At 73.1% G+C, this 12845-nt stretch carries 14 protein-coding genes and 1 pseudogene; 2 read left to right on the top strand and 13 right to left on the bottom strand.

Annotation, left to right across the window (positions count from 1 at the left end; translation table 11 throughout):
• The 12 genes and pseudogenes from GUI43_RS31975 to GUI43_RS31920 all read right to left on the bottom strand — a co-directional run.
• Positions 1-807 (bottom strand): annotated as a pseudogene (locus tag GUI43_RS31975) (putative baseplate assembly protein); the annotation flags it as partial.
• Positions 804-1238, bottom strand: coding sequence for a GPW/gp25 family protein (locus GUI43_RS31970; RefSeq protein ID WP_030489705.1), 435 nt, complete (start codon positions 1236-1238; stop codon positions 804-806). The gene GUI43_RS31970 and the pseudogene GUI43_RS31975, both read right to left, overlap by 4 nt.
• Positions 1235-1573, bottom strand: coding sequence for a hypothetical protein (locus GUI43_RS31965; protein ID WP_112700535.1), 339 nt, complete (start codon positions 1571-1573; stop codon positions 1235-1237). Before GUI43_RS31965 ends, GUI43_RS31970 begins: the two co-directional genes overlap by 4 nt.
• On the bottom strand, positions 1573-3165 hold the full coding sequence (locus GUI43_RS31960; RefSeq protein ID WP_112700537.1) for a contractile injection system protein, VgrG/Pvc8 family: 1593 nt from the start codon (positions 3163-3165) through the stop codon (positions 1573-1575). Before GUI43_RS31960 ends, GUI43_RS31965 begins: the two co-directional genes overlap by 1 nt.
• A complete protein-coding gene (locus tag GUI43_RS31955) occupies positions 3162-4034 on the bottom strand; it encodes a CIS tube protein (protein WP_112700533.1) in 873 nt (290 codons plus the stop codon). Before GUI43_RS31955 ends, GUI43_RS31960 begins: the two co-directional genes overlap by 4 nt.
• On the bottom strand, positions 4034-5473 hold the full coding sequence (locus GUI43_RS31950; RefSeq protein WP_112700531.1) for a hypothetical protein: 1440 nt from the start codon (positions 5471-5473) through the stop codon (positions 4034-4036). The genes GUI43_RS31955 and GUI43_RS31950 overlap by 1 nt, the downstream gene beginning before the upstream one ends.
• Positions 5448-5930 carry a phage tail protein gene (locus tag GUI43_RS31945; RefSeq protein ID WP_030327509.1) on the bottom strand — a complete coding sequence of 161 codons (483 nt, stop codon included), beginning with the start codon at positions 5928-5930 and terminating at the stop codon, positions 5448-5450. Before GUI43_RS31945 ends, GUI43_RS31950 begins: the two co-directional genes overlap by 26 nt.
• Before the next feature lies 1 nt (position 5931).
• The gene (locus tag GUI43_RS31940; RefSeq protein WP_112590216.1) at positions 5932-7194 is read right to left on the bottom strand and encodes a phage tail sheath family protein; all 1263 of its coding nucleotides are present in this window, start codon (positions 7192-7194) and stop codon (positions 5932-5934) included.
• A 23-nt stretch (positions 7195-7217) separates the two neighbouring features.
• The gene (locus GUI43_RS31935) at positions 7218-7916 is read right to left on the bottom strand and encodes a carboxypeptidase-like regulatory domain-containing protein (RefSeq protein ID WP_112700529.1); all 699 of its coding nucleotides are present in this window, start codon (positions 7914-7916) and stop codon (positions 7218-7220) included.
• A complete protein-coding gene (locus GUI43_RS31930) occupies positions 7913-8521 on the bottom strand; it encodes a glycine zipper family protein (protein ID WP_091398481.1) in 609 nt (202 codons plus the stop codon). The genes GUI43_RS31935 and GUI43_RS31930 overlap by 4 nt, the downstream gene beginning before the upstream one ends.
• Before the next feature lie 11 nt (positions 8522-8532).
• Positions 8533-8868 (bottom strand): hypothetical protein, encoded by a 336-nt coding sequence (locus GUI43_RS31925; protein ID WP_112590221.1) that lies wholly within the window; start codon positions 8866-8868, stop codon positions 8533-8535.
• A gap of 142 nt (positions 8869-9010) precedes the next feature.
• Positions 9011-9796, bottom strand: a complete 786-nt coding sequence (locus tag GUI43_RS31920; RefSeq protein WP_112700527.1) for an LppM family (lipo)protein — start codon at positions 9794-9796, stop codon at positions 9011-9013.
• A gap of 170 nt (positions 9797-9966) precedes the next feature.
• Between GUI43_RS31920 and GUI43_RS31915 the strand changes: the two genes are divergently transcribed.
• A complete protein-coding gene (locus GUI43_RS31915) occupies positions 9967-10431 on the top strand; it encodes an NUDIX hydrolase (protein WP_112590224.1) in 465 nt (154 codons plus the stop codon).
• Here the strand turns inward: GUI43_RS31915 and GUI43_RS31910 are convergent.
• A complete protein-coding gene (locus tag GUI43_RS31910) occupies positions 10401-11564 on the bottom strand; it encodes an FAD-dependent oxidoreductase (RefSeq protein ID WP_112700525.1) in 1164 nt (387 codons plus the stop codon). The two genes, GUI43_RS31915 and GUI43_RS31910, sit on opposite strands and share 31 nt — an antisense overlap.
• A gap of 67 nt (positions 11565-11631) precedes the next feature.
• Between GUI43_RS31910 and GUI43_RS31905 the strand changes: the two genes are divergently transcribed.
• Entirely contained in the window at positions 11632-12261 is a 630-nt protein-coding gene (locus GUI43_RS31905; RefSeq protein WP_112590229.1) for a TetR/AcrR family transcriptional regulator, read from the top strand.
• The last annotated feature ends 584 nt before the right edge of the window (positions 12262-12845 follow it).

The following is a 12845-nucleotide window of genomic DNA, read 5'->3' as shown; positions in this document are numbered from 1 at the left end:
CACCGCCGCGACGGTCACCGGCGGCACGGTGCTCGCCGGCGCGGCCGCGTCCGCCGCGACCTCGCCGCGCGGCGTCGCCCCGGCGGCTGGCCGCAGGTCGAGGGCAGGGGCGAAGATGACAGTGCCGGAGCAACGGTCGACCAGGTACGCCTTGGCCTGCGGACCGAGCCCGGCGAAGCTGTCCACCGGCTGCCAGATCTCGAACGTGCGACCGTCGTACTCGCGGGCCGCCGCGCCCAGCTCGACAGTGCCGGCCGGCACCTCCACCCCGAGCAGCAGATCCAGCGCCTCGGCGGTGTGTGTCAGCGGCGCGTGCGTCGCGCGCAGCACCTGCCCCGGCTGGCCGGTGCCCACCCCGAGCAACTCCGCCTCGACCGGTTCGCAGTGGTGCATCCGTACCGTCACCGACGTCTCGTCGGCGGGCAGCAGCGTCGGCTCGGTGGTGACGAACACGACCGGCCGAGGGTCCGCGCCCCGGGCCGCGGCGACCCGCAGCCCGGCCGGGATCCGGACCGCGCCGCGGTCGGTGCCGGTACGGGTGAACCGGACGTCCGCCCAGGCCGCTGTCGGCGCGTGCCGGGTGACGCCGAGCAGGTTCAGAAACGAGACGTACGCCTTCTCCGGCAACTGGTTCAACCGGTAGATCATCACCTCGGTGAGGTGCGCGAACGTCTCCACCAACGCCATGCCGGGGTCGTGCGCGGACAGGTCGGTCCACGCCGGGCAGGACTGGCGGATCCGTTCCCGGGCCTCGGTGACCAGGTCGAGGAAGCCGCGATCGTCCAGGTGCGGCACGGGCAGCGTCATGACGCTCCTCCCTGGGCGGGCTCGTCGACCGGGAGCAGATCCACTGAGAAGACCAGTTGCCCGGGAGTCAGGCTGGCCCGCACCCGGTAGTCCAGCCGGATCACCAACCGCCACGCGTCGTCCGGGTCCGGCCCGGCGTCCACGTCGATCACCTCGACCCGGGGCTCCCAACGGGCGATGGCCTGCCGGACGTAGTGGATGGCCAGACCGGCCGTGGTGTCGTCGTTGGGCGCGAAGACCAACCGGTGCAGCCGGGAGCCGTACCCGGGTCGCATCAACCGCTCGCCCGGGGTGGTCGACAGGAGCAGGAACAGCGCCTGCCGTACGCTCTCGTCGCCCTCGGTCATCGCCAGGCCGCCGGCTGCGGTGAGCGCCAACCCGCCGGTGCGGCCGGCGTCGAAGCCGGCGCCGACGAAGCGGAAGGCCCTCATCGGTCCGCCCCCAGGAACTGCTGGCGGGGGTCGCGCACCGTGTGCTTGACCAGCCCCGGCGGAGTGCCGTTGGTGAACCCCTCCAGGTGCGACAGCACCACCCGGTGCCCGTCGACGCGGATCCAGTCGCTGTAGCCGACCCGGACGGTCAGCGTCGTCGTGCACGGCTTGATGGTCGGGCCGTAGTTCGGGCAGGCAACGATTGTGCGTCCCTCCGGGTCGTCATCGACGAGCACGGGCACACCGGTGACGGTCACCCACTGCCGCGAGGGTCGGTTCTCGACCCGGCCGTCGTGATCGCAGGTGATCACGGAGTCACTGTGGATCCAGCGCATCAGCCGCCTCCTTTGTGGTGGGCGCGGGCGAGCGAACGGGCCTGCTCCGCCGCGGTGGTCGGGTCCTCGGTCGAGTCGGCGTGCAGGAAGTCCACGCTGCGGGCGCGCACCACCATGGCCCGGCCGGGTGCGGAGATCACCAGGTCGGACGCCGCGTGCAGGGTGGCCAGGTCGGGGGTCAGCTCCAGGAAGCTGCCGCCCTCGGTGCCCAGCCGCAGACTGCGCCGCACGTCGTCGACGACGATCGACTGCCCGCCGGCGGTACGCATCGTCCAGCGGCGGGCCTTGCCGTCGTCGATGCCCGCGTCGTACGGCTCGACGGCGCCGAACAGCGAACCGAGCACGATGCCCGAGGCCGGCTCGCCGCCGGGCAGCACCACCAGCACGGTGTCACCCGGATCGGGCAGCGCCACCAGACCCTTGCCCGGTCCCGCCCCGGGGCAGAGCACGGCGAGCCAGCCGGCGTCCAGGTCCCCGTACGCCGGCAGGGTCAACCGGACCCGCCCCAGCCCGTCCGGGTCGGCGACGTCGGTGACGCTGCCGAGGGTGACCACCGCCCCGCCGGTCGGGGTCGCCGGGGTGGCCGGCGGCACCGTGGAGAAACGGGTCAGGTGCCCGTTGCCATCCACTGTGTGCACCACCTCGGTCAGCACGTACGTCCCGGCGACCGGGTCGGGCACCCCGCCGAGGTCGACGCGGCGCCCCGGCCGTAGCGCCGGATCGCCCTCGGCCACCCCCTCGGCCGTGGCCAGCGCCGCCGCGCGGGTGTCGAGCCGGGCCTGGGCCAGCGCCGCCAACTCGTCGTCGCTGCGGCCGGGCTGGTCCACGGCGGTGCGAACGCCGTCGGCGCCCACGTCGGCCGGGTCCGGGCGGTCGTCGGCGGGTCGGCCGCAGCGCGCCTCGTCGACCTGCTGGCTGATCACCTCGGCCCGCTGCGGGTGCCAGCCCAGGGCCGCGCTGGCACCGCTGGCCTGGTCGGTGTTTGTGGACAGCCGCACTGTGTGCACCCCCGCGCCGAGCGTCAACGCGACCGGCTCCCCGTAGCCGGCGAGTGTGATCAGCCGGACGCCGTCACCGTCGGGGGCCAGGTGCAGCCCGGCCCGGCCGGCGACCTCGCGCAGCAGCTCCAGATCGCTGTGCCGGTGCTGGAGCAGCCGCTCCAACCGAGGGCCGTCGACATCGGCGGTCACCGCCAGACCCACCGCGCCGCACAGCTCCCGGGCCAGCTCGACGGCGGTCACCGAGGTGAAGACCCGCAACCCCTGCCGCTTGCGCAGCCGGTGCAGCGGGTCGTACGCCCGCAGCCGCAGCACCGCCGCCCCGTCGGCGGCGTACTCCACCTCCACGCAGGTGACCTCACCGGTGAACAGGGCGTCCGCGTGATCGGCGAGCCGTACGTCGAGCGCCGTGCCGGGGCGCACCGCCGGGTCGAACGCGCCGGTCCCGGCGGTGGTGGCGAGGACCAGCTCGGCCTGGGTGGGCTGGTTGAGCCGGGCCGCCACCCGCAGTGAGCGGACCCGCTGACGAGCCGCGCCGACCAGCTCGACGCCGTCGAGCAGGACGATCAACGCCCGGGGCGCGACGCTGGTCATGGCGTGCCCCGGGGATTGCCGGACCCGCTCGGAGCGGCGCCGGTCGGGCCGGTGGCCGCGTCCCACGGCGCGCCGACGACCGAGGTGCCCAGGTACGACGCTCCCGCGCCCACCACACCCGCCACCGCCCGCGCCAACCCGGTCGCCGAACCGGTGCCGGCGCTCGGTGGCACGGCGAGGGTGGTGCCGGCCGGCACGGCCAGGGGATCGGTGATCCGGTTGTGTTCAGCCAGCAGCCGCCAGCGCAGCGGTGAGCCCAGCGCGTCGTTGGCCAGCAGGTCGAAACGCACACCGGAGCGACCCGGCTCGGCAGCGCCGTCACCGGCGGCGATCACCGCGCTGCCCGGCGCGGCGGTCGGGGTGCTCGCGGCGGCCAACTCCTCGGCGAAGCCGGCCTCGGCCTGATCGGCCGTCTCGGCGGCGCGGACCAGCTTCAGCCGCAGCCAGGACCGCCGGGGCGACCCGGTGCCGGTGAACGCGTCGAACCGTTCCGCCACCGCGATGATCACACCCGGCACGTTCCAGGTCTTGCCCCAGACCAACCGGACCAACGGCGGCCGCAGCCAACCGTGCTCGGCCGTGGAATTCTCCGCGAGCATCCACAGCGGACGGGTGAGCACCCGGACGTCGGCCGGACGCAGTTGCGCCTCCACGAAGTCGACGTCGAAGAGCAGGTCGAGCACCAGCTCGGTACGGCCACCGCCGGTGAAGACCAGCGGATCGTCGGCCAGACCGGACCCGGTGAGCTGCCCGCCGCCGGCACCCCGCTGCCGTACGCCGGCGAGCCGGGTCACCTGCACGGTCTCCGGGTTGAGCAGGCAGTCCACCCGAACGCCTGAGGAGTCGATGAGGAAGGCGACGCGTTCCATCAGTCACCCGCCTGTTCCCGGTCCAGTCGGGTCAGCTGGGCGGTGTCCACCGCCGCGCCGGCGACCGACCACAGTGTGGTGTCGTCCGGCAGTGCCGGCCACGGGTCGACTCTCCGCGCCGCCGCGTTGGGCGGTCCGTCGATGCCCGTCGCTCGTCCGCCGCCGGCCGTTCCCGTCCCGGCGTCGTGCCGCCCGGCCGGGTGTCCGGGTGGTGCCGGTTCGCCGGGCAGGGCCAGCCAGGGGCCACCGTCCGTGAGGCGATCCAGGTCGCCGCGCGCAGAGGCCGACGGGTTCCCGGCGCTCGTCGCCGTCGAGCCGGTCCAGGAGGCGTCGACCCCGCCCCGGATCGGCCCGTTCAGAAGGCGGTGCACAGCCACCGCGTCCACTGGCGACGTCCGGGTCGCGCTCGGTGCATCACCACGCAGGTGCCCGCTCTGGTCCTCCCTGGGCGAGGGCTGACCGTCCGAGTCGCCCCGGAACCCGTCGCGACCACCCGAGAGCCGGTCGACGGTGGGTCGTAGGGCGGACGAGCCGGTGGAAAGCCCGTGGTCAACCTCGCCGGACCACCGTGTGTCCACTTGCGGGTGTGAGGTGGTTCGGGTGGCTTCGGCCTCAGCCTGGTGCAGGCGGCCGCTCGGCGAACTGTGCGGCCCGAAGACCATGGAGCGGACCGGCTGTCGGGGGCCGTCCGTCCGGGCCAGCCCGCTCGCGTCGACGGCTATGGTGTCGCAGGCCGGGCTGTCGAGGGCTGTGGTGTCGCCGCGGGGCGCCCGGCGCACCGGCGGCACCGCCGCCCCCGGTCCCGCCGGCCAGGTCGAACCGGCTGGCGGGGTCGAGGGGTCCGGCCAGGTGGATCCGGCCGGCGGGGTTGTCAGGTCCGAGCTGGACGAAGGCGTGCGGTCGCCGGCAGCACCGGTCCCCGTACCGTCGGGCTGGTCACCAGCCCGCGACGAGCGGCCCGACCTCCCGGTTCGGCCCTCGGCCCGCGACCTCGTCGGCCCCTTGTCCCCGCTCGCACCGGGACCACCCACGTCCCCCGCGTTGCCGGACCCGCCGAGCCCGCCGGACCCGCCGAGCCTGCCGAGCCTGCCGGACCTGTCGGACCCGCCGGACCTGGCGTCAGCGACCGGGTCCGCACCGTCGGCGTCGACCCGACCGGTCGATTCGCCCTGCCGCCCGCCCTGGGCCCCTGCCTCGGCGTTGCCGGTAGGGGACGGGTCGAGGTCCAGCTCGTGCAGCAGACCGGGCGCGTGGGCGGCGACCAGGTCCAGCCAGTGCCGCGGCGGCTCCCCGAAACGGCGTGGTGTCGCCTCGGGTGTCTGCGACGGCTGCGGAAGGCGGCCGGCGGGCTCGACCCGCCCGGCGAGGCGCTGCACCGCCCCGGCCGCCGAGCGCAGCCGGCCGGCCAGCCAGCTACGCGGGCGTCGGCGCGGTGGCACCGCCGGTCTCCAGCTCCAGGCCCTCGTAGCGCAGGGTCAGCGAGGCGATGGCGATCTCGTGGCTGAGGGTGTTGAGGTGTGCCCCGCGCCACCGGGTCGGCCAGGCGTCGATCAGGTTCCAGCGCAGCACCTCGGCGGTACCGACCGAGTCGAGCAGCACCACCGAGACGTTGCGCCGGTTGAGGGTGCCCTGGGCGGTGGCGTTCACCCAGTCCCACAACTCGCGGGAGGCGGTGAGGCCGAAGTGCAGCGTGACCGGCTCGTACTCGGCCTGACCGGGCACCATCCGCATCCGACCCAGGCCGTGCTCCCGGTACGGCTGCCCGGGGATGTTCACCTCCAACCCGGTCATCTCGGTGAAGTGGCCGTTGGTGACGCCGTTGATGAGCAGTCGGAAGTTGTACGCCCGGTACGGGTCGACCGGGGCCCCGGGTTGCGGGGTGGCGGTGGTGGGCATGTCAGCCTCCGATCGTCTCGGTCTCGGTGCCGCCGGCCCACTGGCTCAGCTTGAACACCACGAACTCGGCGGGCTTGACGACCGCGATGCCGATGTGGGCGATCACCATGCCCGCGTCGCGGACGTCCGGTGGGTTGGTCTCCTCGTCGCACTTGACGAAGAACGCCTCCTCGGGGCTGCGTCCCAGCAGCGCGCCGTCCCGCCAGACCCGGGTGAGGAACGCCCCGATGTCGCGCCGGATCGAACGCCAGAGGGTGAAGTCGTTGGGCTCGAACACCATCCACCGGGTGCCGTTGGCGATGGCCTGCTCGATGGCGATGCTGAGGCGTCGGACGTTGAGGTAGCGCCACTCGCTGGCCTCGGCGGCGAGCGTACGGGCGCCCCACACGCGGATGCCCTCGCCGGCGAAGTAGCGGATCACGTTGACACCCTTGGGGTTGAGCACGTCGTGTTCCGGTCGGGTGACCAGGTAGCCCAGGTCGACGGCGCCGCGCACCGGCTCGTTGGCCGGTGCCTTGTGCACCCCGCGCAGGGCGTCGGTGCGGGCCCAGATGCCGGCCAGGTGCCCGCTCGGCGGGGTGAGTTCCAACTCGCCGCTGATCGGGTCGCGCACCCGCAGCCAGGGGTAGTAGAACGCGCCGAACTCGGACTGTCGCGGCCGGTAGGCGGCCCCCTCGTGGCCGCCGGAGCCACCCGGCTGGGCCGGACCGCCGCCGGGACCGCCGGCCGCGCCGCCGCCCGTACCCTCGGCGGGCTTGGGGGGTTTGCCGGAAGACGGCGTGGCGACCCGGGTCAACGCGGAGATGTCGTCGATGTCGGGTGCCGGGTCGCAGATCGCGACCATGGTGCGGGTGCGCTCGGCCATGCTGAGCAGCGCCTCGTGGGACACCACGTCGTGGAAACCGGGCGCGGCGATGATGGAGATCTCGTCGACGGCCTCCAGCAGTTGCAGACCGCCGCGCCGCTGCCCGGTGCCGGTGATCGCGCCACCCTCGCCGACGTTGACCACCCAGCAGCGGGCACCCCCGTTGTCCAGGAAGCCGAAGACCGCCCGGGCCAGCGGGGTGCTCTCCACCCGCTCCCCACCGGCGAAGAGCCGCAGGAACTCCGTCCAGTTGTTGACCGGCACCGCCTTGCCCAGGTGGGCGGAGCGGTCCGGGGCGACGCCGACGAAGGCGGCGATGCTGGTGCTCGCCGGCCCGATCGGTCGGGCGCCGCTGGGGACCTCCTCGACATAGATGCCGGGGGAGAAGTAACTGGGCATCGGTCCTCCTGTGCCTGTGGGTGTCAGTGGGTCGGTGGCGCGCAGACGATGACGATGTCGTCCTCGGCCGGGTCGACGTCGGCGGTGAGGACGAGCCCGCGTCCGGTCAGCCGCAGCCGGACCGGGCTCGGGTGCTCGGGGTCGTGCGGGACGCCGACGATCAGGAACCGGCCCTCGGTGTCGGTGCGGGTGGCGGACCCGGTGCCGGGCAGTTCGACCCGCATCGCGGCCAGTGGCTGCTCCTGGGGGCCGACCACCCGCCCACTGAGGCTGCGTACGTCGAGTTGCCGCAACCGCAGCGGTTGCAGCACCGGCGGCGCGGCCGGAGTCGGGTGGTCCACCTGCGTCGCAACGTCGATCAGCAGCGCCGGTCGGGGTGCGGTGCCGAAGGCCGCCCACAGTGGTGGATCGCCGGCCTCCAGCACGACCGGGTAGCTGCCGTCGCTGGTCGCGGCGGTGAGCACCCGGTCCAGCCGGGGCAACCCGGCCGGACCGGTGACGCAGAGCAGGTGGCGGACAGTGAACCGGTACGGTTCGCGGACCGCGCCGCTGGAGCGGGTCTGCCGGGCCGGGCGCAGCTCCATCGGCCAGAGGGTGAGCCCGTCGGCGTCGTCGCACGCGCGGGGCGGGCCGACCGGGACCGGTTCCCCCGCCGCGCTGGTCACCCAGGCGACCAGCTCGGCGGTGGCGGTCTCGATCGGTCCGCGCCCGTGGGTGGTCATCGCGGCGGCGTCCCCTGGATCCGGTACGCGATGGCCTCGTTCCACACGTGCGGGTAGACGCCGATCTCGAAGTACCGGGTGAAGCGGTTGATCGGCGCGTTGGTGTGGTCGTGGTAGAGCAGCCACACCGGCGCGATGGTGAACAGGACGTAGTTGGCCAGGACGAGGGGGATGTAGAGCGGCCCGAGCAGGCGGCCCTGGAAGATGTGCACGTCCTCGTGCCGCTGGATGCCGGAGCTGGAGCCGGCGCAGACGGTGCCGATGGTGGTGGCGTAGCGGGGTGATACCCCCTCCACCACGCTGACCCGACCACTGTTCAGTGACGTGGGCCGGTCCAGTGAGTGCCCGAAGATCAGGTGCACGGTCAGGTAGATGGCGCCGACGACAGTGTTGAGCAGACTCCAGGTGTGGTCGACGACGAAGAGGAAGATGCCGCGGGCGTCCGAGGCGTACACCCCGGCGGAGGCCACCGACCAGCCGAAGACCGCGCCGACCACCAGGCCCACGACGGCGCCGATCAGCAGCCCGATCGAGCCACCGGCGAGGAAGCCGAGCAGGGCGGCGAAGCCGACCTGAATGGCTGCGCTGAGAATTCCGAAGACCATGACAGCACCCCTCAGACCCAGGAACGGAAGACTCGGGGCTCACGACCGCTCGCGACCTGGGTCGGCGTCGCCTGTCGGTTGCCGGGCGGGAACTGGTTGACGCCGAGCGCGGCGGAGAAGATGACCAGCGCGTTGAAGAACGCGATGATCCACTTCTCGCCGCCGGCGTCGTCGGCGAATGCCGCTGTCACGTAGGACAGCAGCAGCGCGATGGCGATGGCGATCCACTTGCGGAGCTTGTCGCCGCTCGGGCCGATCAGCCCGCCGATGACGTTGGTGGCCAGCAGGGTGGCGGCGCTCGCGCCGGCGATGGTCCCCAGGGCTGCCCAGGTGAAGAGATCGTTCATGACGATCCCCCTTCTGCGATGGTGCGACCGGGATGTGGTGGTGGTGAGGTCCGGTGCCCTGCGGGGAGCACCGGGGCCGGTCGCCGTCGTTTCGGGGGCGGCCGGGGCCGGGCGTGGCCGGCTGAGCCGGCCACCAGATGGATCAGCCGGGCCCCGGGGCGCCGGCGGGCGGGCCCGGCGGCGGGGTCGGACCGGGCGCAGCCGGCGCCGCGGGGTGACGGCGGCGAGCCAGGAGTACGCCCACCGCGGCGAGCAGCAGCAGGAGGAGGAGGACACCGCCGACGACCAGCAGCCAGGGGAATCCGCCGTCGTCCTCCTCGCCGGCGGCAACCGGTGAGGTGGACGGTCGTGGTGGCGCCTCGGCCACGGCCCGTAGCTCGGCTGGCTTCTCCTGGTTGGGATCGACCTTCCAACTGACCGAACGGCCGTTGACGGTGCCATTGCTGTCGATCACCCGGCCGGGAAATGTCACCGAGATCTCGAACGACATGAGCTTGAGGAACGCCTGTTGGTTTTGCGGATTCTGTTCCGCAACCTTTCCGCCATATTTCTTGGGATCGAGCGGCAGCGTGAAGCGGTACAGATCGCCGTCCCTGACCAGTTTCACGCTCTCGGTGTCGAAACCGGCCAGCGGCGCCTTGCGGTAACTGATCTGGGAGCCGTAGAAAGTGGCGTCCTGGTAGAGGGTTTCCTCGCCCGCCGGTAGGGCGGGGATGTTCTGCCGCAACTCCGCGAAGGCGACCGGGAGGTTCTTGTTACGGCCGCTCAGCACGGACTTCTGGGCCGTCAGCAGGAGCTGCCCGTCGACCGTGTCGTCGGCGTTGACGGTCAACCCCATGTTGAGTTGCATGCAGCCGCTCAACGCGGCGAGAAGAAGGAGGCACACCGCGACGCGGAGTGCCCTACCGCGGTTGACTCTCCTGTTCATGGGCTCAGTGTGTGTGATCGCTTTCACCATCAGCAGTCAGCGATCGGTCACAACGAAGTCGCCGATTGTACCGGCGCACTGTCGCCTTTGATTAGCCCCGACGGCGATCCGAATGACTATTCTGGAGCTTTGGGGCCACGACGGTTCCTCGCCGGCCGTAGTCTGGTCGGATGAGAATTGTCGCGTGCGTCCTGCTGGTAGATCCCGACGGGCAGCTGCTCTTGCAACTGCGCGACGGCGACGCGACGCACCACCCGAACGTGTGGGGGCTGCCCGGCGGCCACGGCGAGCCGGGGGAGACGCCGGAGCAGACCGCCGAGCGGGAGTTGTTGGAGGAGACCGGCCTGCGGGCCGACGGGCCACTGCACCCGGTCGCCGTGCAGACGCTGCCCGAGCTGGCCCGGGTGAAGCACTACTTCCTCGGCAGCACCAGGGCCCGGCAGGAGGATGTGGTGCTCGGCGAGGGCGCGGCGATGCTCTTCGTCCCGGGTGCCGAAGTGCTCGACGGTCGTCAGTGGACGCCGGGCACCGTGGAGGTGTTGACCGAGTTCCTCGCCTCGGCGGAGTACGCCGCCCTGGCCACCGGCCGGATCGCTGGGCCGGCTCAGCCCGCCGGCGGTCGCCAGTCCGCGTAGCGGGCCATGCTGCGCAGGGCGACCCGGCCCGGGGTGAGCCGCAACGCGATGTTCCGCATCGCGAACGCAATCGGGCTGTGCAGCTGCTGTCCGAACCGCCCAGCGACGTAGGAGGCGCGGGCAACGGACTGACTGCGTGGTCGACGCAGCTCGTCGTACGCGGCCAGGGCGGCGGGCACTTCCTCGGCGCCGCTGGCGCAGACCGCGCCGAGCACCACCGCGTCCTCGATCGCCTGCCCGGCGCCCTGCCCGAGGTTGGGTGTCATCGGATGAGCGGCGTCGCCGAGCAGCGCCACCCGCCCCCGCACGTACGAGGGCAGCGGCACGGCCAGGTAGTGGATGTCGTTGCGCAGCACGACGTCGGGTGGGGTTGCCGCGAGAAGCGCCGGAATCGGGTCGTGCCAGTCGCCGAAGCGCCCTCGCACGGCCGCCAGCTCGTCGGGGGCGTGGCCGCCGGGCGGGGCGTTCAGCGCGCCGTACCAGTAGAGCTGGCCGTCGCCGATCGGCACCATGCCGAACTCGGCCCCCGGCCCCCAGCTGATGGCGGCCGGGACCGGGTCGGCAAAGGCGATGGCCGCTCGCCACGTCGTCGATCCGGCGTACACCGGGCCGGGGTGTTGCGGCCAGAGCTGGGCGCGGACCCGGCTGCGCAGGCCGTCGGCGCCGACCACCAGATCGGCGCTGAGGGTGTGCGGGCCGTCCGGTCCCTGAAAGCGCACCTCGGCCCGGTCCGGGCCCGACTCGACGTGCTCCACCGTGGCGGAGGTGTGCAGGGACGAGGCGGGCAGGGCCTCGCGCAGGGTGCGGTGCAGCGTGGCCCGGTGCACACCGAGCGCCGTGGTGCCCAGTTGCCGGACCATCTCCGAGGCGTCCACCCGGGACAACCACCGTCCGTGCCGGTTGCGGATTCCACCTGGTGCCTCGCCGTGTCCACCCCGGCGCAGGGCCGGACCGAGGCCGAGGGCGTCCAGCGCGCGCACCGCGTTGGCCATCAGGCTCAGGCCGGCACCGACCTCGCGCATCTCGGGGGCGCGCTCCAGCACGGTGACCCGCCACCCGTGCCGGTGCAGGGCGAGCGCCGCGCTCAACCCGCCGATGCCGGCGCCCACCACCACCGCGTGTGAGTCGACCATGTCGATCCTCCTTCTACACCTGTAGAAGAGTGATACTACCTGCGAACCACCGGAAGGGAGGAGTGCCATGACGGCACGGGCGAATCGGATCGCGACGCTGACCGACGCGGCCATCGAACTGATCGCCGACGGTGGCATGCGAGCCCTGACCCATCGGGCGGTCGACGGCCGCGCCGAAATGCCGCCGGGCACCACCTCCGCGTACCTGCGGACCCGACAGGCGCTGATCGAGGCGGTCGTCGGACGGCTCGCCGAACGGGACCGGGCCGACCTGGCCGCGTACGACCTGCCGACCGGCCCGCCACCCCCGACCCCTGCCCCCCGGCTCGACAGCGGCGACCTCGACGCGCTCGCCGCCGGCGTCGCCGAGGTGCTCGACCGTTGGTTGAGCACCGGACGCAGCCGGAGCCTCGCGCGCTACGCGTGCCTCCTGGAGGCGGTGCACCGGCCCGAGCTGCGCGGCATCCTGCAACACGGCACTGGCCTGCGGGTGCAGGCCCGGGACCTGCTGACCCGGGCCGGGGCCACCGACCCCGATCGGCAGGGCGACCAGTTCGTGGCATTCGTGGACGGGCTGCTCTTCGACCGACTGGCCGGCGCTGGCGCGCTCAGCGCCCCACCGCCCGGTACCGCGGCCAGCCGGGCCGACCTGAGCGCCGCCGTCCGTACGCTGCTGCGCGCCCTCACCGGAAGCTGACCCGACCGGCGCCGTTCGGCGAGCGGGTCGGCGGGCCCTGTCGTGTGCGGGTCCGGCGGCGTGCGGGCCTGACGGTGGCCCGGCTCTTGTGGCGTGCGGGCCCGCTGGTGTGCGGGCCCGCTGGTGTGCGGGCCTGACGGCGCGTGGGTCTGGTGGTGTGCGGGCCTGACGGCGCGTGGGTCTGGTGGTGTGCGGGCCTGGCTGCGTGCGGGCGCGTCGGCGCGCTGGCACTCGGGCTGGTCGCAAGCAGCCCGGTGATCAGGTCCGACGCGTGATGGGAGACGATCGCCCCGGGATGCCGTGGGCTGCTGGCATGTGCCGTGGGCCGGTCCTTTGGAGCTGAATCGTTTACGACATCGAGCCTGATTCGTTTACGGCATCAGCTCCGAAGGGGGAACGGACGGCGTGCTGCGGTGGGCCGGCGGCGTGGCGTCGAACCTTTGGCGGTGTGCCGTCGTGAGCTGGTGGTGTCTGTCGTGATCTGAGCTGACAACGCCGCGCCGCGCCGCGCCGCGCCGCGCCGCGCCGCGCGGTGCGGTGCGGCGCCGTACCGGCGGTGTGGTGCCGTGCCGTGCCGGCGGTGC

This window comes from Micromonospora noduli, assembly GCF_003264365.1.
GTDB classification, from domain to species: Bacteria; Actinomycetota; Actinomycetes; order Mycobacteriales; family Micromonosporaceae; genus Micromonospora; species Micromonospora noduli.
The sequence above is the reverse complement of the archived record's forward strand: the minus strand, read 5'-3'. Positions and strand labels throughout refer to the sequence as shown.